This window comes from Pseudoalteromonas issachenkonii (assembly GCF_002310795.1).
GTDB lineage: Bacteria > Pseudomonadota > Gammaproteobacteria > Enterobacterales > Alteromonadaceae > Pseudoalteromonas > Pseudoalteromonas tetraodonis.
Genome location: NZ_CP011030.1, coordinates 1,204,551 through 1,227,807, shown reverse-complemented (window position 1 = coordinate 1,227,807; position 23,257 = coordinate 1,204,551). Strand labels below are relative to the sequence as shown.

Sequence of the window (23,257 nt, the reverse complement as noted above, 5' to 3'; positions counted from 1 at the left end):
ATCTAGTCCCTCAACGATGCATTAAACTTTTCGGCCAGTGCGGCCACCACGTTATCAACTACCTGATTGATATCTTTCTCTTCGAGTGTTCTATCAACCGCTTGCAGTGTTAGAGCAATCGCCAAACTCTTATAATTTGGCTCAATACCTTTGCCCTTATACACATCGAATAAGTTTAGGTCAACCAATTGATTTCCGCCAACTTTTCCGATGACGTTTAAAATATCACCTATTTTAACGCTGTCTTGTACTAAAATAGCGATGTCGCGGCGATTTGATGGGAATTTAGACACCCCAACAGCCTGCGGTAAATTTCTTTTTTCTAATGCTGACATTTCAATTTCAAACACAAAAGTAGCGTTATTGATATCTAACGATTTTTGCGCCTGAGGGTGTAATGCACCAAAGAAACCTACTTTTTTGCCATCAACATAAATAACAGCTGATTGACCAGGATGAAGGCCATCTGATTGCTCGGCTTTAATTTCAAAGCGGCTAACATCATTGGTAATAGCAAGTAATGCTTCAACATCCCCTTTTAGGTCGTAAAAATCAACGTTACGTTTTTCTTCAACCCAATGCTCGCCATGCACAAGCCCAGTAATAACACCACCAATAACCGGCACTTGGTAAACGCCATTTTCTGCGCTTTCATCGCTGATAAATTTAAGGCCATGTTCAAATAAGCGAATACGTGGTTGCTGGCGGTTTTGGTTATAGGCAACAGATGCTAATAAGCCAGGCATTAAACTTACACGCATCGCTGACATTTCAATTGAAATTGGGTGCGGCAATACCAATGCATTACACTCAGGGTGTAAAATAGCTTGCGCTTTAGGATCAACAAAACTGTAAGTAATGGCTTCTTGATAGCCACGGGTTACTAGCGCATTACGAAAACGGCTCAGTGCAACAGTTGACTCATCATGTGTGGTCATTTTAAGTTTTGCAGTTGGTGCCACATTAGGAATACTGTTATAACCGTATACACGTGCTACTTCTTCAATTAAATCTTCTTCAATACGAATATCAAAACGGTAGCTTGGTACATCAGCGCTCCAGCTATCATTGTCAAATTTAACATCAAGACCTAAACGCGTAAGTATATCGGTTACTTTAGCATCGTCAATGTGATGACCAATAACACGGTCTAAACGTGAACGACGTAAACGCACTTCAGTTACTTTTGGTAGTTTATCTGCAGCAACAGCTTCAACGATTGGACCTGCGTTACCACCTACAATCTCCAGAAGTAACGCTGTAGCGCGCTCCATGGCATCGTGTTGTAGTGCAAAGTCGACGCCACGCTCATAGCGATGAGATGCATCAGTGTGCAAACCATAGCTGCGTGCTTGTCCTGCAATAGCCACTGGGTTGAAGAATGCACTTTCTAGTAAAATATCAGTTGTTTTTTCAGTAACACCCGATTGCTCACCGCCAAAAATACCAGCAATTGCTAGCGCTTTATGATGATCGGCAATCACTAATGTCGATTCATTTAATTTAGCCGTATTACCGTCTAATAAAACCAGCTCTTCACCTGGGGTTGCACTACGTACTTTAATTCCACCATCAATCGCATTTAAATCAAATGCATGCATTGGGTGGCCAAGCTCTAATAATACAAAGTTAGTCACATCAACAACCGGATCGATTGAACGTACACCACTACGACGTAGCTTTTCAACCATCCATAATGGCGTCTCAGCGTCTAGGTTAATGCCCTTAATAACACGCCCTAAATAGCGAGGACAGGCATCATCGTTAACCAACTCAATAGATACTTTGTCTTCAATTGTCGGGGTTACCGCTGGAATGCTTAATGTATTTACATCAATACTGTTAAGTACGCCGACTTCGCGGGCAAGCCCTTTAATACCTAAACAGTCGCCACGGTTAGGTGTTAAATCTACGTCAATAATGTTGTCATCAAGCGCTAAATATTCGCGTAAATCGGCACCAATAGGCGCATCAAGTGGCAATTCCATAATGCCATCGCCTTCTTCACTAATACCTAGCTCATCAAACGCACATAACATGCCGTGTGAAGGCTGACCACGAAGTTTGGCTTTTTTAATTTTGAAATCGCCTGGTAACACTGCGCCAACAGTGGCAACTGCAACTTTAGTACCTTGGCGGCAATTTGGTGCACCACAAACAATATCAAGCAGTTCATCACCACCAACATTAATTTTTGTTACACGTAGTTTATCTGCATCAGGGTGTTGGCCACACTCAACCACTTCACCTACCACAACGCCATTAAATTTGGCTGCTGCCGGCTCAACGCCATCTACTTCTAAACCAGCCATTGAAAGCTGTTCCGAAAGAGCTTGCGTATCAATTGCAGGATTTACCCACTCTCTTAACCACTTTTCACTAAATTTCATTTTATCTCTTCACTCTTAACGGAACTGGTTTAGGAATTTTAAGTCATTTTCGAAAAACGCACGTAAATCGTTTACGCCGTAACGCAACATGGTTAAGCGCTCAACACCCATACCAAAAGCGAAACCTGTGTATTTTTCAGGATCGATGCCTACAGACTTAAGTACGTTAGGATGAACCATGCCGCAGCCTAATACTTCTAACCATTTACCGTCTTTACCCATCACGTCCACTTCGGCTGAAGGCTCTGTAAACGGGAAGAATGAAGGACGAAAACGAATTTCCATGTCTTCTTCAAAAAAGTTACGTAAAAAGTCATGTAAAATACCTTTAAGCTCAGTGAAGCTTACATCAGTATCAACCATCAACCCTTCCACCTGATGGAACATAGGCGTATGTGTTTGGTCGTAGTCATTACGGTATACACGCCCTGGCGAAATAATACGCAGTGGCGGTTGCTCAGTTTCCATAGTACGAATTTGTACACCACTGGTTTGAGTACGTAAAACCAGCTTAGGATTAAAGTAAAAGGTATCGTGATCGGCGCGAGCTGGGTGATGCTCTGGTATATTTAACGCATCAAAGTTATGAAAATCATCTTCAACTTCAGGGCCTGATTTAACAGCAAAGCCAAGTTCACCAAAGAAGCTTTCAATACGCTCAATGGTGCGAGTTACTGGGTGCAAACCACCCGATGGCATAACACGCCCAGGTAAAGTTACATCGATTGTTTCTGCTGCTAGTTTTTCTTCTAATGCTTTACTTGCTAACAATTCACGCTTGTCATTAATCGCAACTTGCACGTCTTGCTTAGCTTGGTTAATTACTTGGCCTGCTTCTTTACGTTCTTCAGGGGCAATTTTACCTAACGTTTTAAGTAAGCTGGTAATTTCGCCTTTTTTACCAAGATAGTTAACCCTGATCTCTTCTAGCTGCGCGATTTCACTGGCACTGGCTACCGCCTCAAGTGCTTGCGCTAATATGTTTTCTAAGTTCATTCGATACCTGATCTTTCACAGAAGGTGATTACAATTTAGTTAGCTAATGATAACTGAAAGCAGGGTCTAGATTCTAGACCTACTACAGCTTTAGCGTTGATTTTATAAAAGGAATAGTCAATTTTCGTTGTGCAGCCATGGATGCGTGATCTAATTTGTCTAATACATCCAATAAAGCACGCATATCACGACTCAAACGCGTTAATAAAAATCGCGCACATTCATCGCTCAGTTCAAGCCCACGCATATTTGCACGCTTAACCAGCGCCTGTGCTTTATCATCGTCACTCATAGAACGAATTTGAAACGTAGTGCCCCACTTTAAACGGGATTCTAAGTCGGGCAAGCTAATATTAAGCATGTTAGGCAGTAAATCGGCAGTCACTACCAGCATTTTATTGGGCTCATTAAAGCGATTAAAAAAGTTAAATAACGCTTTTTCCCATGCATCATTGCCTGCTACCAAGTGCACATCATCAATACACAATACATCCAATGCTTCAAGCCCATCTAAAACCATTGGTCCAAAATGAATGACCTCGCGCATGGAAAGCAGCATATTAGATAAGCCACGCTCTTGTGCCTGAATACAAGTGGCATATAGTAAGTGAGATTTACCAGAATCTCCTAAGCCACACAAATAGGTATACTGAAAAGAGTGAGCAAGCTTAGAAAAGCTATCTTTGAGATGATTTACCTCGAGTGAGTCTTCACCGCCAAAGTAGGATGCAAATGTTTCATCGTCCGGTAAAGTAACCGGCAATGCCATTTGTATTGGCTCTTGAGTTAGCATTAATTTACAACCCATTGATACTCTAGGCTTTGCTCATCAACTATGTGATAAAAAGCACGAGGATCAACATAGTCTTTAAAGGCGTTATCCAGGCCAAGGGCTTTTTTAAGGTCACTCACAGTCCCCGTATGATGAAGCTCAAACTCAACCGAATCGGGTGTTTTGCGTAAAATAACAGCTTGAGTTACTACGCTTAAATTCATTAAGCGGCGCTTAGCCAATTCAATATCAACAAAGCTCTCAGTCCCTTTTAAAGTTAAATTGGCAGTACGCTGCTCATAATAAGCATTAGGATCAATCGCATATTCACCAGCTAAACCTTGTGCTAAATCATCAATCATTTGCGCAACAATTTGCTGTCTATAGCCAGTGATACGGTTAGATTCAAACATTTCATCATTTGTAAAGCGCCAATCTAGTACCCAATTATCAGAGTTAAACGCTTGATACATTCTAGCAGTAATACTTCGCTCAGCACTGTAGCGTTTAGATGCCTCTTCTACAGGCCCAGAAAAATTTCCCCAAACTTCAGGGACACCAACAAGCCGTCTGTCTTGTAAATCGAGTAAAGGCACAACAACCGGTAAACCGCGGCGGCTTGCTTTGTCGTAAATCAGTTGCTCTAACTGAGGATAACTCTCTTGAGTAACCAGCTCTCGCTGCCTGTTATCTTCAATGCCTAACCAGATAGCAACCAGTGGGCGTTGAGCTCCCCACAACGGCAAATTAAGATCCTTTATTAGTGCATTGATCTTTCGCGCTTCAAATTTAACTAGTAACTTAAGCGTTCCGGGAATACGCTCATCGTATTCAAATTTAAGCATATAATCAGATATATCTTTGGTGCGTTGCTGTGCTATCTGATTTTCATCTGCACTTTTATCACCACTCACTTTTACTAGTACGTTAAGAAGCGCTTTGCGACTAGCGTCTAAACGCGCATCACGAGATTTATCTTCTACAACCAAAATATCTTGATATAGATCAGTTACTTCAACTGCAGATACAGAAATACAAAAGAAAATGGATAAGGCGCTAATTAATAATCTATACACAGGCAAATCAATATTGGTTTAAACTGTTTTGATCCTAAATCAAAGCCACTAACAAAGCAAAATTATATTTTTACAGTGACTAAAGCTGCTGATTAAGTCGAACTTTCTTGTATTAAGAGTCGCTGCGCTACTTCGTAGCTATAAGGCAGTAGAATATCATGGTGCCGACAACGATAGAGAATGCATAACCGATGCATGGAGTAGGCATTAGTCTCTGATCAATTCTCTTCCTTTAACCTGTTACCTTTTATCTTGCATCTGCATTTTCACTTTTCTGCAGACGTAAAAAAGCCCGACTCTTTCGAATCGGGCTTTCTTGTATTTGGAGCCTGGTAATGTCCTACTTTCACATAGCAAATGCTACACTATCATCGGCGCTGTTTCGTTTCACTACTGAGTTCGGCATGGGGTCAGGTGGGTCCAAAACGCTATTGTCACCAAGCAAATTTGGTGTAAGTTCGATTTAATCAAGCTTACTAAAATTTGGAATTCTGATAATAAAGAGTATCGTAAATCTACTTTAGTTATATTAACTTCTGCGCTTAAACTATCACATAAAACGCGTTTGGCGTTGTATGGTTAAGCCTCACGGGTAATTAGTACAAGTTAGCTTAATGGCTCACACCACTTCCACATCTTGCCTATCAACGTTGTAGTCTTCAACGGCCCTTCAGAGACTTTAAAAGTCTAGTGAGAACTCATCTCGAGGCCTGCTTCGCGCTTAGATGCTTTCAGCGCTTATCAGTTCCGAACGTAGCTACCGGGCAATGCCATTGGCATGACAACCCGAACACCAGCGGTTCGTTCACTCCGGTCCTCTCGTACTAGGAGCAACCCCTCTCAATTCTCAAACGCCCACGGCAGATAGGGACCGAACTGTCTCACGACGTTCTAAACCCAGCTCGCGTACCACTTTAAATGGCGAACAGCCATACCCTTGGGACCGACTTCAGCCCCAGGATGTGATGAGCCGACATCGAGGTGCCAAACACCGCCGTCGATATGAACTCTTGGGCGGTATCAGCCTGTTATCCCCGGAGTACCTTTTATCCGTTGAGCGATGGCCCTTCCATTCAGAACCACCGGATCACTATGACCTACTTTCGTACCTGCTCGACGTGTCTGTCTCGCAGTTAAGCTGGCTTCTACCATTACACTAACCGTACGATGTCCGACCGTACTTAGCCAACCTTCGTGCTCCTCCGTTACTCTTTGGGAGGAGACCGCCCCAGTCAAACTACCCACCAGGCACTGTCCGTAACCCCGATTCAGGGGCCAACGTTAGAACATCAAAACTACAAGGGTGGTATTTCAAGGACGACTCCACAAAAACTAGCGTCTCTGCTTCTAAGTCTCCCACCTATCCTACACATGTAGGTTCAATGTTCAGTGCCAAGCTGTAGTAAAGGTTCACGGGGTCTTTCCGTCTAGCCGCGGGTACACAGCATCTTCACTGCGATTTCAATTTCACTGAGTCTCGGGTGGAGACAGCGTGGCCATGGTTACACCATTCGTGCAGGTCGGAACTTACCCGACAAGGAATTTCGCTACCTTAGGACCGTTATAGTTACGGCCGCCGTTTACCGGGGCTTCGATCAAGAGCTTCTCCGAAGATAACCCCATCAATTAACCTTCCGGCACCGGGCAGGTGTCACACCGTATACGTCATCTTGCGATTTTGCACAGTGCTGTGTTTTTAATAAACAGTCCCAGCCACCTGGTCACTGCGGCTCCAATCAGCTTAGGGAGCAAGTCCCATCACCAATCGGAGCGTACCTTCTCCCGAAGTTACGGTACGATTTTGCCTAGTTCCTTCACCCGAGTTCTCTCAAGCGCCTTAGTATTCTCTACCTGACCACCTGTGTCGGTTTGGGGTACGATTCGGTATAATCTGAAGCTTAGAGGCTTTTCCTGGAAGTATGGCATCAGCAACTTCATCACCTTGGTGACTCGTCTCGTGTCTCAGCCTAACAGCAACCCGGATTTACCTAAGTCGCTAGCCTACACACTTTCACATGGACTACCATCGCCATGCTTGCTTAGCCTGCTCCGTCCCCCCATCGCAATTATACCAAGTACGGAAATATTAATCCGTTTCCCATCGACTACGCCTTTCGGCCTCGCCTTAGGGGTCGACTTACCCTACCCTGATTAACATGGGATAGGAACCCTTGGTCTTCCGGCGTGCGGGTTTTTCACCCGCATTATCGTTACTCATGTCAGCATTCGCACTTCTGATACGTCCAGCATACCTCCCGGTACACCTTCAACCGCTTACAGAACGCTCCCCTACCACTCAGAATAAATTCTGAATCCGCAGCTTCGGTGCATAGTTTAGCCCCGTTACATCTTCCGCGCAGACCGACTCGACCAGTGAGCTATTACGCTTTCTTTAAAGGATGGCTGCTTCTAAGCCAACCTCCTGGCTGTCTGGGCCTTTCCACATCGTTTCCCACTTAACTATGACTTTGGGACCTTAGCTGGCGGTCTGGGTTGTTTCCCTCTTCACGACGGACGTTAGCACCCGCCGTGTGTCTCCCGGATATTACTTTACGGTATTCGGAGTTTGCAAAGGGTTGGTAAGTCGGGATGACCCCCTAGCCTTAACAGTGCTCTACCCCCGTAAGTATTCGTCCGAGGCTCTACCTAAATAGATTTCGGGGAGAACCAGCTATCTCCCGGTTTGATTAGCCTTTCACTCCTAACCACAGGTCATCCCCTAACTTTTCAACGTTAGTGGGTTCGGTCCTCCAGTTGATGTTACTCAACCTTCAACCTGCCCATGGCTAGATCACCGGGTTTCGGGTCTATACCTTGCAACTATTCGCCCAGTTAAGACTCGGTTTCCCTACGGCTACCCTAATCGGTTAACCTCGCTACAAAATATAAGTCGCTGACCCATTATACAAAAGGTACGCAGTCACCCAACAAGTGGGCTCCTACTGCTTGTACGTACACGGTTTCAGGTTCTATTTCACTCCCCTCACAGGGGTTCTTTTCGCCTTTCCCTCACGGTACTGGTTCACTATCGGTCAGTTGGGAGTATTTAGCCTTAGATGATGGTCCACCTATATTCAGTCAAAGTTTCACGTGCTCCGACCTACTCGATTTCACTTAAAATGCGTTTTCATGTACGGGACTATCACCCTGTATCGTGGCACTTTCCAGAGCCTTCCATTAACACATAATAAGCTTAAGGGCTGTTCCGATTTCGCTCGCCGCTACTATCGGAATCTCGGTTGATTTCTTTTCCTACGGGTACTTAGATGTTTCAGTTCTCCGCGTTCGCCTCGTTAACCTATGTATTCAGTTAACGATACCTGCAAGCAGGTGGGTTTCCCCATTCGGAAATCCTAGTCTCAAGTGCTTTTTACTAGCTTGACTAGGCTTATCGCAAGTTAATACGTCCTTCATCGCCTCCAACTGCCAAGGCATCCACCGTGTACGCTTAGTCACTTAACCATACAACCCAAACGGGTCTTTGTTTTGTGACAGTTTAACTTCGCCAGAAGTTAATATTGAATACTAAAGTAGATACCAATCAACAAACGTTAAACGTTTATTAAATGGCACTGAATGATACTGCTATCATTCTTTTTTACTTTTGAAAACTCTGTACAAATACAATGTATTCATACGAATTTTATTATCAGCTTTTCCAAATTTTTAAAGAGCATATTAATTAGTAAACTCAAAGAGCAAACTAACTAACAATCATCTGTGTGGACACTACGAACAAATAAGTTCTAAATCGTATAAGGAGGTGATCCAGCCCCAGGTTCCCCTAGGGCTACCTTGTTACGACTTCACCCCAGTCATGAATCACTCCGTGGTAAACGTCCTCCCGAGGGTTAGACTATCTACTTCTGGAGCAACCCACTCCCATGGTGTGACGGGCGGTGTGTACAAGGCCCGGGAACGTATTCACCGCGTCATTCTGATACGCGATTACTAGCGATTCCGACTTCATGGAGTCGAGTTGCAGACTCCAATCCGGACTACGACGCACTTTAAGTGATTCGCTTACTCTCGCGAGTTCGCAGCACTCTGTATGCGCCATTGTAGCACGTGTGTAGCCCTACACGTAAGGGCCATGATGACTTGACGTCGTCCCCACCTTCCTCCGGTTTATCACCGGCAGTCTCCTTAGAGTTCTCAGCATTACCTGCTAGCAACTAAGGATAGGGGTTGCGCTCGTTGCGGGACTTAACCCAACATCTCACAACACGAGCTGACGACAGCCATGCAGCACCTGTATCAGAGTTCCCGAAGGCACCAAACCATCTCTGGTAAGTTCTCTGTATGTCAAGTGTAGGTAAGGTTCTTCGCGTTGCATCGAATTAAACCACATGCTCCACCGCTTGTGCGGGCCCCCGTCAATTCATTTGAGTTTTAACCTTGCGGCCGTACTCCCCAGGCGGTCTACTTAATGCGTTAGCTTTGAAAAACAGAACCGAGGTTCCGAGCTTCTAGTAGACATCGTTTACGGCGTGGACTACCAGGGTATCTAATCCTGTTTGCTCCCCACGCTTTCGTACATGAGCGTCAGTGTTGACCCAGGTGGCTGCCTTCGCCATCGGTATTCCTTCAGATCTCTACGCATTTCACCGCTACACCTGAAATTCTACCACCCTCTATCACACTCTAGTTTGCCAGTTCGAAATGCAGTTCCCAGGTTGAGCCCGGGGCTTTCACATCTCGCTTAACAAACCGCCTGCGTACGCTTTACGCCCAGTAATTCCGATTAACGCTCGCACCCTCCGTATTACCGCGGCTGCTGGCACGGAGTTAGCCGGTGCTTCTTCTGTCAGTAACGTCACAGCTAGCAGGTATTAACTACTAACCTTTCCTCCTGACTGAAAGTGCTTTACAACCCGAAGGCCTTCTTCACACACGCGGCATGGCTGCATCAGGCTTGCGCCCATTGTGCAATATTCCCCACTGCTGCCTCCCGTAGGAGTCTGGGCCGTGTCTCAGTCCCAGTGTGGCTGATCATCCTCTCAAACCAGCTAGGGATCGTCGCCTTGGTGAGCCATTACCTCACCAACTAGCTAATCCCACTTGGGCCAATCTAAAGGCGAGAGCCGAAGCCCCCTTTGGTCCGTAGACATTATGCGGTATTAGCAGTCGTTTCCAACTGTTGTCCCCCACCTCAAGGCATGTTCCCAAGCATTACTCACCCGTCCGCCGCTCGTCATCTTCTAGCAAGCTAGAAATGTTACCGCTCGACTTGCATGTGTTAGGCCTGCCGCCAGCGTTCAATCTGAGCCATGATCAAACTCTTCAATTAAAAAGTTTTATGTCTTTCGACAGCTCAATGAATTCTGAATTTATTTAATATCTTTCGATATTGAATTGACTGTGCTGAATAATTACCTGAGTAACTATTCTGTTGGTCACTCAGCTTCTCTTTCGAGAAATCACATTGAGACTCTAAATTTGTTTGCCTCACTACCTAAGTAGCTTGGCTGTTAGAACTCAATCTGTACGAGTGCCCACACAGATGATTGCTTTATATTGTTAAAGAACGTTGCGATTAAAGCGCTTAACTTTATCTCGCTAGGGCTGCGCATATTACGCTTTCCTATTTTTTTGTCAACACTTAATTTTGTTAAACTTGAAAGTTTTCGAAACTAAGTTTTACTCGACTCACTGAGTAGCTCGTGCCTCGCTATGCGTTGCGCTCTGCCGTCTCAGTGGGGTCGCATTATAGGGAGAATCGATTTTAACGCAAGCGTTTTTAAAGGCTTTTTTGCATTTAATTTTTACCCCAAAGATACCCCACCTAGACACACATGTTACCCACAAAACCCTGTGGATAACTCATTTTTTTACGCTGTTTACTAAACTATTTACTGTGCTTGTGGTAAGTTGCGCCCGATATTTACAACTCGTTCACTAGGTAACGCACATGACAGATATAATAAATAGTATAAGTGGTCTCTTATGGGGTCATATTTTAGTGTACTTATTAATAGCAGCAGGGCTATTTTTTACAATACGTCTTGGTTTTATCCAATTTGTACAGTTTCCACATATGATTAAAGTCATGTTTCAAAGTCGTCAAGGCTCTGACGGCGGCATTTCTTCTTTCCAAGCATTTTGTACATCTTTAGCAGCCCGTGTTGGTACTGGTAATATGGCAGGTGTTGCCGTTGCACTTTATTTAGGTGGCGCAGGTGCTATTTTTTGGATGTGGTTAATTGCTTTAATTGGTATGGCTACTAGCTTTGCTGAAAGTACATTGGCACAAGCTTATAAAACACGAGATGAAGAAGGTAACTTCCGTGGTGGTCCGGCCTATTATATGGAGTACGGACTTGGTAAGCGTTGGATGGGTGTTGTCTTTTCATTGTGCTTAATTTTAGCCTTTGGTTTAGTTTTTAACGCAGTACAGTCAAATTCTATTGCTGCGGCTTTTGAAGTCGCCTTTGGTATACCTAACTATATAGTCGGTATCGCTCTTGTTATTGGGTCAGGTATTATTATATTTGGCGGTCTAAAAACCATTTCTCGATTTGCTGAATTAGCCGTTCCATTTATGGCTGCTGCTTACCTTGTGGTTGCACTTTATATATGTGCTGTAAATTACACTGAGTTACCTAATGTATTTATGCATGTGATCAGAAGTGCTTTTGGTATTGAGCAAGCGGGTGCGGGGGCAATTGGTTATGGTGTAATGCAAGCGATGATCCAAGGGATCAAGCGCGGCTTGTTCTCAAACGAAGCCGGTATGGGTAGTGCTGCGAATGCTGCAGCAACTGCAACACCAAACCCACCTCACCCTGCTTCACAGGGGTATGTACAAATGCTGGGTGTATTTGTAGATACTATTATTATTTGTACTGCAACTGCTGCTCTTATTTTATTATCAGAGCAATTAGTGCCAGGCTCAGATGTAACGGGTATAGCGCTTACACAAGCAGCCCTTGAAGAACATGTAGGCAGCTGGGGTGCCATATTTGTAGCAGTCGCTATTTTGTTTTTTGCATTTACATCAATTGTGGCTAACTACTCGTATGCTGAAACGAACTTATTATTCTTAGAACATAACCACGCATCTGGCATGTTGATCTTCAGGTTATTAGTGTTAGGTATGGTAATGTTTGGTGCATTGGGCGAATTACCACTAGTGTGGACATTAGCTGATGTATCTATGGGCTTAATGGCAATAGTGAACGTAATCGCATTATTTATGCTCTCAGGTGTTGTCGTGTGGCTTGCTAAAGATTATAACACTCAGCGACGCGCCGGAAAGTTACCGACGTTTGATCCAAGTAAGAACGACAAACTCAATAAAACTATTCCAAAAGGTATTTGGCATAAATAATTAGTTTTTATAACTTCAAGTTAAAAACCCGAAACGGCCATTGTCATTTCGGGTTTTTTATTGATTTAACTTTAATCTAAAAGTTACTGATAAATTACTAGTGTGAATATAGACGTTATTAAAGCCGCCCAACCTACCTATAAGCTCACCTTATCCAAACATTATAAGCATCCTACAAGTAAATTTAATAACCTATGTAGTAGGTCTGAATGCTTATAACGACATCCCTGCTTAGGTTTATATACATTACTGCATAACCATAATAACTAACACTGCGCTTATTATACCAATCCGCAATAATACTCAATCATTTTGCGGGGCTAAACGTGTCGCTATCTGTGTTAAAAAATTCTCATTTAGAACAACTAAATAGCGAATTTTTTGCCTAGCTATCAACCCGTTTTTCCTGCCTCAAAATAGACCGCTTAATTAAGCGAATTGGTATTAAAAAGTCTAGTTTATGATTTAGCTAACGACCTACACTACACCTTGATTAACTTGTAAAAAAGTCTGAAGTGTTCAATGACAGTCTATTGGTGAGCCAAGAGTATGTATCAGACCTTGCAACAAACCATTATTGCTAACAACAGGGGGTAGTAAATTAGTGTGCTTCAAGGGACTTAGTAATAAAGATATGATGATTTAATTAGATTTTACGGAAAGAATATAAAGTGGTGCCCGAGGCCGGACTTGAACCGGCACGACTTGTTAGTCGAGGGATTTTAAATCCCTTGTGTCTACCAATTCCACCACTCGGGCATCGAGTTTGCTAGTTAAAGCGTGTGGAGTAATTATTTGGAGGCGGAACCCGGAGTCGAACCGGGGTAAACGGATTTGCAATCCGGTGCATGGCCACTCTGCCATTCCGCCTAAACATATCAAATAATTTGGAGCGGCACACGAGGCTCGAACTCGTGACCTCGACCTTGGCAAGGTCGCGCTCTACCAACTGAGCTAGTGCCGCATAAAACTTTATCAGTAATTTGTACGTTGGTCCGCGACCATGTCGCGGTAAAACGTTCTGGCAACTGAGTTAGTGCCTCATAAAATAAGTATTTATCAACTTTTAATTAACTTGGTCAATAATTAAAAGTGGTGCCCGAGGCCGGACTTGAACCGGCACGACTTGTTAGTCGAGGGATTTTAAATCCCTTGTGTCTACCAATTCCACCACTCGGGCATCGAGTTTGCTATTTAAAGCAAGTGGATAAAACTAATATGGAGCGGCACACGAGGCTCGAACTCGTGACCTCGACCTTGGCAAGGTCGCGCTCTACCAACTGAGCTAGTGCCGCATCATATTAATTCTAAATAATATTTTTTATAAGTTACATATTGGTGTATGTAACCAAACCACAACGTGGTGCCCGAGGCCGGACTTGAACCGGCACGACTTGTTAGTCGAGGGATTTTAAATCCCTTGTGTCTACCAATTCCACCACTCGGGCATCGAGTTTGCTAATTAAAGCGTGTGGAGTGTTGATTGGAGGCGGAACCCGGAGTCGAACCGGGGTAAACGGATTTGCAATCCGGTGCATGGCCACTCTGCCATTCCGCCTCAATACTAGGTTAGCTTTAAGATAAACTGGAGCGGCACACGAGGCTCGAACTCGTGACCTCGACCTTGGCAAGGTCGCGCTCTACCAACTGAGCTAGTGCCGCTTTGTTTATCTAGGGGGCTATGCCCTCTCAACACGGACGCATTCTACAGAGATTATTAAACGCGTCAACACAAAAAATGCTACTTTTGAACTGTTTGATTATTTTTTATCTAAAATGGTGCGTTATTAGACGTTTACAATCAATTTTTGGTCAATTCTGCCCATGCTGCAACTAAATATTGCACCATAGAACTGAGCGTTAAAAACGTCGCTATATAAAGTAAGCCATAGCTTAAATACATCATCCAGGTATCGTACTGCCAAATTAGGCCAATAATGGCTAACATTTGCGCTGCGGTTTTTAACTTACCCATATCGGATACAGCTACATTGCCGCGTTTGCCTTGCTCAGCCATCCATTCTCGTAGCGCCGATATAACAATTTCACGGCTTATAATAATAAGTGCAGGAATAGTCATATACAAAGATTGATAATGCTCAGATAAAGCAACCAAGGCAGCGCACACCATTACTTTATCAGCAACAGGGTCTAAAAACGCACCAAAAGGCGTTGATTGTTCAAGCTTACGCGCTAAATAGCCATCGAGTATGTCAGTGATTGAAGCAAGCCAAAAAATAAAGGCAGCAACAAAGAATGCCCATGAATAAGGCATATAAAATATCACCAAAAAAATGGGGATAAGAAAGAGTCTAAACGTTGTGAGTGTGTTTGGAATATTCCACATAACTACTTGGATATGTCTTTTTTTCTATATTCGCACATAGGGCTAGCCCTTGTCATGCAAATGGTTAAATATCTTCTCAGCCATGTCAGGACTGATCCCAGGAACTTTCTTTAGCTGTTCTATATTAGCAGCTTTTACGCCTTGCATGCCCCCTAAATATTTTAATAATGTTTGTCGACGCTTTGAACCAACGCCATCTATTTCTTCTAATAGCGACTGAGTTCGCTGTTTTTGACGCTTATTTCGATGTCCTGCAATAGCAAAGCGATGCGACTCATCGCGAATATGCTGAATTAAATGCAGTGCGGGTGCATCCGAATCCATAGGAATAGTTTTACGCCCACCGTCAATAAGTAAAGTTTCAAGGCCTGGTTTACGGCTAGTGCCTTTTGCAACCCCAACTAATAGTGGCATTTTTGCATGCGGCCAGTTTTCAAAGTATTGTTCTGCCCTACCTAATTGGCCTTTACCACCATCAATAAAAATAACATCAGGAATTTTATCTTCATCCACTAACTTGTTATAACGTTTGTTTAGTGCAAATTCCATAGCGGCGTAATCGTCGCCACCGGTTATGCCCGTGACGTTGTAACGACGATATTCTTTATTGTTAGGCCCTTGAGAATCAAAAACAACACAACTGGCCACGGTGTTTTCGCCCATGGTGTGGCTGATATCAAAACATTCCATGCGATTAATGTCATCAAGACGCAAGGTAGCCTTTAATTGAGCATAACGCTTGTTTATAGAGTCTTGAGTGCTTTGCTTAACCGTAATACTATTTAATGCGTTTTTATTGGCTAACTGTAAGTACTGTGCTCGCTCACCACGGGTAACCACTTTAAGCGATACTTTACGTTCACTAATTTGAGTTAGTGCTTCGCTGAGCGCATCACTTTCTTCAATTTCAAATGGTAAGATGATTTCTTTGGCAATGCGTCCTGTTGCTCCCGGTGCTAAGTAATATTGGCCTAAGAAAGAGGTTAAGATTTCCTGCTCCTGTGAGTCTTTAGGCACCTTTGGAAAGTAAGTCTTACTACCCAGCACTTTATGATCGCGGATCATTAGTAGATGAATCCCATTTAAGCCATTTAAATGGGCAAAACCTACAACATCCATTTCAGCAAAATTACCTGAGATAGACTGCTGTTCCTGCATTTTACGCAATAGCATAATTTGGTCGCGAACTTTAGCTGCGAGTTCAAAGTTAAACTGCTCACTGGCTTTTTCCATTTTAGCGATAAGTTCGGCTATTACTTCATGGGATTTACCGGTTAAAAATTTACGGACATAATCAACTTGCTGCGCGTATTCATCTTCAGAGACTTTATTAACACACGGCGCAGAGCAACGTTTTAATTGGTATTGCAAGCATGGCCGACTACGCGCACGGTAGTAAGCGTCTTCACATTGACGTACCGGAAATATTTTTTGCATTAAGCGCAAACTTTCTGATACGGCTCCAGCGCTTGGAAACGGGCCAAAATATTCGCCTTTTACTTTTCTGCTACCACGATGAAAGGCTAAACGAGGGTGCTTATGATTCGTGAGTAATATGTACGGGTACGATTTATCATCACGTAACAGAATATTATAACGTGGCTGATATTTCTTAATGAGGTTATTTTCGAGCAGAAGCGCTTCTGTTTCTGTATTAGTAAGTGTGACTTCAATATTACAAATATTACTCACTAAAACACGGGTTTTGCTGTCGGTAATGTTGCTGCGAAAGTAACTGCTCACCCGTTTTTTTAAACTTTTAGCTTTACCGACATAAATAACTTGGTTGTCATTATCGAGCATGCGATAAACGCCAGGCTCACTCGATAATGTTTTTAAAAACTGGGCATGATCAAATTCAGACATATATATCGACTAGTAAGAGATATCTATATCAATCATTTTGTAACGTATGGCTAAATGAGTAAGCTCTACATCGCCCCCTACGTTAAGCTTTTCAAACATACGATAGCGATAACTGTTTACTGTTTTAGAGCTTAAATTTAAGCGCTCAGCAATATCCTGTGCTTTTTCACCTTTGGTGATCATCAGCATAATTTGCAGTTCACGCTCAGACAAACTTTGAAATGGGTTTTCATCAGTTCGCCCAGTAACCTGTGCAAGCGCAATTTGCTGTGCTATTTCTGGCGCAATATAACGTTGCCCTGCATGCACGCAACGTATAGCACGCACCATTTCATCAGATCCTGCCCCCTTGGTTAAAAAACCATGAGCACCAATTTGCATAACCTTGCTCGGAAATGGGTCTTCACAATTAACTGTAAGCACAATAATTTTTACATCGGGACAATAACGGCAAATCTTTTTAGTTGCCTCAAGCCCGCCCATACCAGGCATGTTCATATCCATTAATACTATATTTGGCGCATGTTGACGACAAAACTGTACAGCCTCTTCGCCTGTTTTAGCTTCACCTATTACTTTAAAACCACGTATGTCATCAAGAATACGTCTGATCCCTGTGCGCACAAGTTCATGGTCATCAACTAAAAGTACGTTAATCAATGGAACACCCTCACTAGCCTAATAAGATGCAAGTTAACAAAATTAATTTTCAACATTAGCATAGATACGACGAAACCATAACTAATATTATGCTTTCGCCGTCGGTCGCTATGACCCAATATTGTCAAAGCGTATTTACCTATCGTAGGTAAATACACCATAGTGATTTAAGCTGAGGCTTTTTCACTAAAACGGTCTACCCACAAAGCAATGATACCGTCGCCAGTTACATTACACGCAGTGCCGAAGCTATCTTGTGCAAGGTACAGCGCAATCATTAGTGCCACTGCACCTTCGTTGAAACCAAGCATACTAGTTAATAAACCTAACGCCGACATTACCGCGCCACCTGGGGCACCTGGTGCAGCAATCATAACCACACCTAGCATCATAATGAATGGCAGCATAGCCATTAGTGAAGGTACTTCCATGCTAGGCGATAAAAACATCACAGCCATAGCACAGGTAACTATTGTAATTGTTGAACCTGATAGATGAATAGTGGCACATAATGGGACTGTAAAGTTAGCTACATCTTCTTTAACATTATTTGCTTTACTTGATTGCAAAGAGACTGGAATGGTTGCCGCGCTCGACATGGTTCCTAATGCAGTAAAGTACGCAGGTAGCATGTTTTTAATTAGCTCAATAGGATTACGCTTAAGTAATAGGCCCGATACAATATAAAGCACACTCAACCATAACCAATGCATCACTAATGCGGCAATGAGTACTACACCAAAGGCCTGTAATGTATCAACAACGGTACCTGCCACGGTCATTTCAGCAAACACACCCGCAATGTAAAACGGTAATGCTGGGATAATTACTTTAGCAAGTAAACCATCTATAATATCGCGCCCTTGATCAGACACCGTTTTTAATGTGTCTAAACCTAGCTGGCTCATACCAATACCAAATACAAATGCTGTGACTAAAGCAGTCATTACACCCATTAATGGTGGAATTTCTAAGTCAATAAAGCTACCTACCTCGGTGACTGCTTCAGCTTCAAATGAAATTCCACCGCTTAGGAACGGAATAATCGCTGTGACTAATAAAAACGCTAAGGTACCGGCAATAATTGTTGAGCCGTAAGCAAAACCAACCGTTTTTCCCAGTAAATGCCCTGACCCTTTAGGAAGCCCGGCAATCCCAGAGGCAATAAAAAACAAAATAATCAGTGGAATTGTAAAACTAATAAGCTGGCCAATAAGCTCTTTTACTGTGTATAAAAGCTCAACGCCAGTTAAGGGAATATAGAGTCCGACTAAAATACCGGCCACAATACCGGCAATTAATTTTAAGATTAACTTCATGGTGATTACTTTATTGAATTTAGATAATGTGTTTTTATCATGTTTTGAATAGTTTGTGTCAATAAACTGTTCAACCGCAGTTCATTTGCACAATTAACCAACAAAATATAAGTATGTAGTGTTGATTTGTTTAAATAACGACTACATAAACAAAAAATACAGTACAAAGTTAAAAACGAACAAATGGCCTCAAGTTCACCTTTTTAATAACTAAAAAAATAACAGGTTGAGTTTTTAGTTCAATCCGTTATAAGCGGAATTAATATATGTTATAGCCAAAGCTTACTTTAACTTTTTTTATCTCACAGTAAAGTAGGCTTATAAAGTTAACAGACTAACTGTTAATGTGTTGATCAGATTGTACCTAAAGGAACATTATGTCTACTATTTTTGAAGATAACTCACTAAGCATCGGTAACACACCGTTGGTAAAACTTAACCGTGTTACAGGTGGGAATGTATACGCTAAAGTTGAGTCGCGTAACCCAAGCTTTAGTATTAAATGCCGTATTGGTGCATCGATGATTTGGGAAGCTGAAAAATCAGGTCAACTTACCAAAGATAAAGAGCTTATAGAGCCAACATCAGGTAACACGGGCATTGCACTGGCATTTGTAGCAGCCTCACGCGGCTACAAATTAACGCTTACAATGCCAAACACCATGAGCTTAGAACGTCGTAAGCTATTAAAAGCACTCGGTGCTAATCTTGTACTAACAGACGGTGCTAAAGGTATGAACGGTGCTATTGCTAAGGCCAAAGAAATTCAAGCATCAGCCCCTGAAAAGTTTATTTTATTACAACAATTTGAAAACCCTGCAAACCCTAAAATTCACTTTGAAACAACTGGCCCAGAAATCTTTGATGCACTTGATGGCAAAATCGATTTCTTTGTTGCAGGCGTTGGTACTGGTGGAACTATCACAGGTGTAAGCCGTTATCTTAAAAAAGAAAAAGGCTTAAATGTAAAATCAATCGCTGTAGAGCCAAGCCACTCTCCGGTAATTAGCCAAACACTTGCTGGTGAAGAAGTAAAACCTGGGCCACATAAGATTCAAGGTATTGGTGCAGGCTTTATTCCTGGGAATTTAGACCTATCAATAATTGATGGTGTAGAGCAAGTCTCTAATGAAGAATGTATAGCAATGTGTCACGAGCTAATGAAAAAAGAAGGGATTTTAGTTGGTATTTCATCAGGTGCAGCTGTGGTTGCAGCGAAACGTATTGCTGAACGTCCTGAAAATGCAGATAAAAATATTGTGGTTATTTTGCCAAGTGCAACAGAGCGTTACTTATCAAGCCCGATGTTTGACGAAGAGTTTAGCGAACAAGAGCTTGTTCAATAATCGAGCGTTCTGATTAAAAAAGGATGTTTTTTAACATCCTTTTTTATTGCTTTTTTAATAAGTTACTATCTATTTAGTTCACTCCTCTTTACATCTTCTCCATTCCATCACACACTTTATGTATAAGTAATCAACCTGACCAAATATGAAAACAATTTTAACCATTTTTGTGCTCATTTTTAGTATTTTGATCGTTGGCTGTAATGAAAATACTAAACCTAAAGAGCAGTATATTGACAATGATCGTCCAGGCGACACTGCTACTGTGTATTTTGATGCGCTTTATAACCAGCATAACTTGCAAAAAGCCAGCGATTTCGCAACGCCTAAATTAGCCCGCATAATGAAATCGTATGGGACGGCCAAACAGTTTGCGCGTAGTCTTATTAATTTACAGTACGATGAAGTTGTGATTGAAATTGATATGTCAAATTCAAGCCTGCGAGAACAGTATGGCAATCAAGCTAAAATAAACATTGTGTTTACCGGTTATTTTAATGGTAAAAAAATCGATGATTTCCGCAGCATTGAAATGCTTAAAATAAAAGGTAAGTGGTACGTAGATAAAATCATCGCCGATCCTTACGGGCGCTGATCAGTCATTCAGAGCCTTAGTAAAGATAACCGTATATTCGAGCTTAAAAAATACACAACATAAAAAAAGCCTTAAATCATAAATTTAAGGCTTTTTTATTATCTTCTTTATTATTATAACTCAGCGTTAGATGTCTTCTGGATTAAAGTTATCAACCGCAATAGCCTGCATTCTTAGCTTATTAGCATGATGCATTGTCTCACCATCAACCTTCGTTACGAGCTCGTGTTCAAGTGCGTAATCAATCGCTTGTTCAATATCATAGGTGGCAGGCACCTTGCCTTTTCGTTGCCACTGTTTCAACTGCTTAAATTGATTGTGCATATCGTGCATTGCTAAGAAAGCATTTTCCATAACACCCGTTCCGGCATTTTCATCCACATAACACAAATGGGTAAGTCTATTTCTAAATACCCCTGGTTGAGTCATGTGCTCGCAAATACGCTGGGCAATAGCATCACTTGGTTTGTGATAATGGTTACCTAATGGAAAAACAATACGCTTAAGTGCAAAGTTAATCACTGGATTAGAAAAGTTTTTAAAGAAGCCATCAAATGCTTGGCCTATTGCATATAACGATGTCTCTATAGCATATTTTACAAAAGGCAAATCAGCTTGTTGACGCCCTTCATCTTCAAAACGCTTTAATACCGTTGATGCAATATATAAATGACTTAACACATCGCCTAAACGTGCCGATATCATTTCTTTACGTTTAAGTTCACCACCTAACATCAACATTGCAACATCCGTTGTAAACGCCAATCCTCGGCTCATTCTACCTAATTGTTTATAATAGACGGCCGTCTCTCCACATACAGGCGCTTTAGCAAAGTAGCTGCGAGTTAAACCATGCACCAAGGCCATACTTGCATTACTCAGTGCAAATACAATGTGCTTCATTAACAAGCCATCAAATTGCTCAAGTGCAGCATCATCGTCATCCATTGCTGCAACTTCCATTTCTTTTAACACGAAAGGATGACAACGGGTTGCACCTTGGCCAAATATCATAAGGTTACGGGTAAGAATATTGGCGCCCTCTACGGTAATAGAGACGGGAATACCCATATAACCGTGTGCTAAATAGTTATTAGGCCCAACCTGAATCCCTTTACCTGCATGAATGTCCATTGCATCATTCATTACCGTTCGACCCATTTCGGTCATGTGGTACTTTGCAATAGCAGTTACTACTGACGGGCTAAGTTTTAAATCAATTGCACCTGCGGTCATTAATCGGCATGATTCCAATGCATAAGTTAGTCCACCAATACGTGCCAACCCTTCTTGTACGCCTTCAAATTGCCCAATTGACACGCCAAACTGTTGGCGTACAACCGTATAAGCCGAGGTCATCTTAGCTGCCAAGTGCCCTGTTGCAGTGCTTAATGCCGGTAATGAAATACCACGCCCTGCGCTTAAACACTCTACTAGCATGCGCCAACCGCGCCCTGCCCCTTGCTGGCCACCTATAATCCAATCAAGCGGAATAAATACATCCTTACCGTACGTTGTGCCATTCATAAACGCCATGTTAAGTGGGTAATGACGCTCTCCTGTTTTAACACCTGGGTGATCAGTTGGAATAAGTGCACACGTTATTCCGAGCTCTTTTTCATCGCCTAACAATCCATCTGGATCGTACATTTTAAATGCAAGACCTAACACAGTCGCCACAGGCGCAAGGGTAATGTAACGTTTTGACCAATTTAAACGCAGTCCCAACACTTCCTTACCATCATGCTCGCCTTTGCACACCACGCCTGAATCTGGGATACTGCCAGCATCAGAGCCAGCCTCTGGGCCCGTTAATGCAAAACAAGGTACATCGTCGCCTTTTGCAAGGCTAGGTAACCAACGATTTTGTTGCTCAGTTGTTCCGTAATGCAGTAATAACTCACCAGGACCTAAGCTATTTGGCACCATGACCGTTACGGCGGCCGTTAAGCTTTTAGTCGCAATTTTTGACACTATCGTAGAGTTAGCAATAGCAGAGAATTCAAGACCCCCAAATTTTTCAGGGATGATCATTGCAAAAAACCCTTCGGTTTTTAAAAAGTCCCAAACCTCTTTAGGTAAATCTTTGTCTTTTTGTACAATTTTATAGTCATCAAGCATGGCTAATAAAGTTTCAACTTGATTATCTATAAATGCAGTTTCTTTTTCACTTAACTTAGGGCGCGGATAATTATGTAATTTTTGCCAGTCAGGCTCACCACTAAATAACTCGCCATCCCACCAAACATCGCCCGCTTCCATGGCTTCTCGCTCTGTTTGCGATAATGGCGGCAACACCTTTTTAAACATCTTAAAAGTAGGTCGAGTAATTAAATTAAGGCGGATATCTTTAATCGCAAACACCACGACCACCACAACCAGTAATATAATAAATACTGACATGAGCACATTCCTTTTACAGTTATAAAAACACTGATTTAATTATGACCGATCTTAATTTAAATACAATGGGCTGTCAGACGAGTGCCACTAAATGATGAAGTTATTCTATTGCGATTAAAATATAACGATGAGTAAAGTCACTAATTTATTACACACA

General features: G+C 42.4%; 12 protein-coding genes, 8 tRNA genes and 3 rRNA genes. 3 read left to right on the top strand and 20 right to left on the bottom strand.

The window, feature by feature from the left end:
• Positions 1 to 2: 2 nt before the first annotated feature.
• From pheT to PISS_RS05695, 7 genes are all read right to left on the bottom strand, one after another.
• Positions 3 to 2,390 (bottom strand): phenylalanine--tRNA ligase subunit beta, encoded by a 2,388-nt coding sequence (pheT, locus tag PISS_RS05725; RefSeq protein WP_058154411.1) that lies wholly within the window; start codon positions 2,388 to 2,390, stop codon positions 3 to 5.
• Positions 2,391 to 2,405: 15 nt separating this feature from the next.
• Positions 2,406 to 3,386 carry a phenylalanine--tRNA ligase subunit alpha gene (pheS, locus tag PISS_RS05720; RefSeq protein WP_013464600.1) on the bottom strand — a complete coding sequence of 327 codons (981 nt, stop codon included), beginning with the start codon at positions 3,384 to 3,386 and terminating at the stop codon, positions 2,406 to 2,408.
• An 82-nt stretch (positions 3,387 to 3,468) separates the two neighbouring features.
• Positions 3,469 to 4,179, bottom strand: coding sequence for a DnaA inactivator Hda (gene hda / locus PISS_RS05715; RefSeq protein WP_024603126.1), 711 nt, complete (start codon positions 4,177 to 4,179; stop codon positions 3,469 to 3,471).
• Entirely contained in the window at positions 4,179 to 5,234 is a 1,056-nt protein-coding gene (locus PISS_RS05710) for a DUF2066 domain-containing protein (RefSeq protein ID WP_058154410.1), read from the bottom strand. The genes hda and PISS_RS05710 overlap by 1 nt, the downstream gene beginning before the upstream one ends.
• Before the next feature lie 327 nt (positions 5,235 to 5,561).
• Positions 5,562 to 5,676: ribosomal RNA gene (rrf, locus tag PISS_RS05705) — 5S ribosomal RNA — on the bottom strand.
• Between the two features lie 133 nt (positions 5,677 to 5,809).
• Positions 5,810 to 8,696: ribosomal RNA gene (locus PISS_RS05700) — 23S ribosomal RNA — on the bottom strand.
• A gap of 294 nt (positions 8,697 to 8,990) precedes the next feature.
• A 16S ribosomal RNA gene (locus PISS_RS05695) occupies positions 8,991 to 10,524 on the bottom strand.
• Together the 16S, 23S and 5S rRNA genes form the textbook arrangement of a ribosomal RNA operon.
• A 621-nt stretch (positions 10,525 to 11,145) precedes the next feature.
• Between PISS_RS05695 and PISS_RS05690 the strand changes: the two genes are divergently transcribed.
• Positions 11,146 to 12,564: an alanine/glycine:cation symporter family protein gene (locus PISS_RS05690; RefSeq protein WP_058154409.1), complete on the top strand. Its 1,419-nt coding sequence runs from the start codon at positions 11,146 to 11,148 to the stop codon at positions 12,562 to 12,564.
• A 672-nt stretch (positions 12,565 to 13,236) separates the two neighbouring features.
• On the opposite strand, the gene PISS_RS05685 is transcribed toward PISS_RS05690, so the two are convergent.
• The 12 genes from PISS_RS05685 to PISS_RS05630 form a co-directional block, all read right to left on the bottom strand.
• Positions 13,237 to 13,323, bottom strand: a tRNA-Leu gene (locus tag PISS_RS05685).
• A gap of 37 nt (positions 13,324 to 13,360) precedes the next feature.
• Positions 13,361 to 13,434: transfer RNA gene (locus tag PISS_RS05680), tRNA-Cys, on the bottom strand.
• An 18-nt stretch (positions 13,435 to 13,452) separates the two neighbouring features.
• Positions 13,453 to 13,528, bottom strand: a tRNA-Gly gene (locus PISS_RS05675).
• 129 nt (positions 13,529 to 13,657) lie between these two features.
• Positions 13,658 to 13,744: transfer RNA gene (locus PISS_RS05670), tRNA-Leu, on the bottom strand.
• A 39-nt stretch (positions 13,745 to 13,783) separates the two neighbouring features.
• Positions 13,784 to 13,859 (bottom strand) — tRNA-Gly (locus PISS_RS05665).
• Positions 13,860 to 13,925: 66 nt separating this feature from the next.
• A tRNA-Leu gene (locus PISS_RS05660) sits at positions 13,926 to 14,012 on the bottom strand.
• Positions 14,013 to 14,048: 36 nt separating this feature from the next.
• Positions 14,049 to 14,122 (bottom strand) — tRNA-Cys (locus PISS_RS05655).
• Between the two features lie 28 nt (positions 14,123 to 14,150).
• A tRNA-Gly gene (locus PISS_RS05650) sits at positions 14,151 to 14,226 on the bottom strand.
• A 139-nt stretch (positions 14,227 to 14,365) separates the two neighbouring features.
• Positions 14,366 to 14,911, bottom strand: a complete 546-nt coding sequence (gene pgsA, locus PISS_RS05645) for a CDP-diacylglycerol--glycerol-3-phosphate 3-phosphatidyltransferase (RefSeq protein WP_013464594.1) — start codon at positions 14,909 to 14,911, stop codon at positions 14,366 to 14,368.
• A gap of 42 nt (positions 14,912 to 14,953) precedes the next feature.
• On the bottom strand, positions 14,954 to 16,777 hold the full coding sequence (uvrC, locus tag PISS_RS05640; protein WP_058154408.1) for an excinuclease ABC subunit UvrC: 1,824 nt from the start codon (positions 16,775 to 16,777) through the stop codon (positions 14,954 to 14,956).
• 9 nt (positions 16,778 to 16,786) lie between these two features.
• On the bottom strand, positions 16,787 to 17,437 hold the full coding sequence (gene uvrY / locus PISS_RS05635) for a UvrY/SirA/GacA family response regulator transcription factor (protein WP_016899482.1): 651 nt from the start codon (positions 17,435 to 17,437) through the stop codon (positions 16,787 to 16,789).
• Between the two features lie 167 nt (positions 17,438 to 17,604).
• Complete coding sequence (locus tag PISS_RS05630; RefSeq protein WP_016899481.1) at positions 17,605 to 18,756, bottom strand: dicarboxylate/amino acid:cation symporter; 1,152 nt, start codon at positions 18,754 to 18,756, stop codon at positions 17,605 to 17,607.
• Between the two features lie 377 nt (positions 18,757 to 19,133).
• Between PISS_RS05630 and cysK the strand changes: the two genes are divergently transcribed.
• Entirely contained in the window at positions 19,134 to 20,102 is a 969-nt protein-coding gene (gene cysK / locus PISS_RS05625) for a cysteine synthase A (protein WP_028835324.1), read from the top strand.
• A 145-nt stretch (positions 20,103 to 20,247) separates the two neighbouring features.
• The gene (locus PISS_RS05620) at positions 20,248 to 20,697 is read left to right on the top strand and encodes a hypothetical protein (protein ID WP_013464590.1); all 450 of its coding nucleotides are present in this window, start codon (positions 20,248 to 20,250) and stop codon (positions 20,695 to 20,697) included.
• 126 nt (positions 20,698 to 20,823) lie between these two features.
• On the opposite strand, the gene PISS_RS05615 is transcribed toward PISS_RS05620, so the two are convergent.
• Positions 20,824 to 23,100 (bottom strand): acyl-CoA dehydrogenase, encoded by a 2,277-nt coding sequence (locus PISS_RS05615; protein WP_058154407.1) that lies wholly within the window; start codon positions 23,098 to 23,100, stop codon positions 20,824 to 20,826.
• Positions 23,101 to 23,257 lie beyond the last annotated feature (157 nt).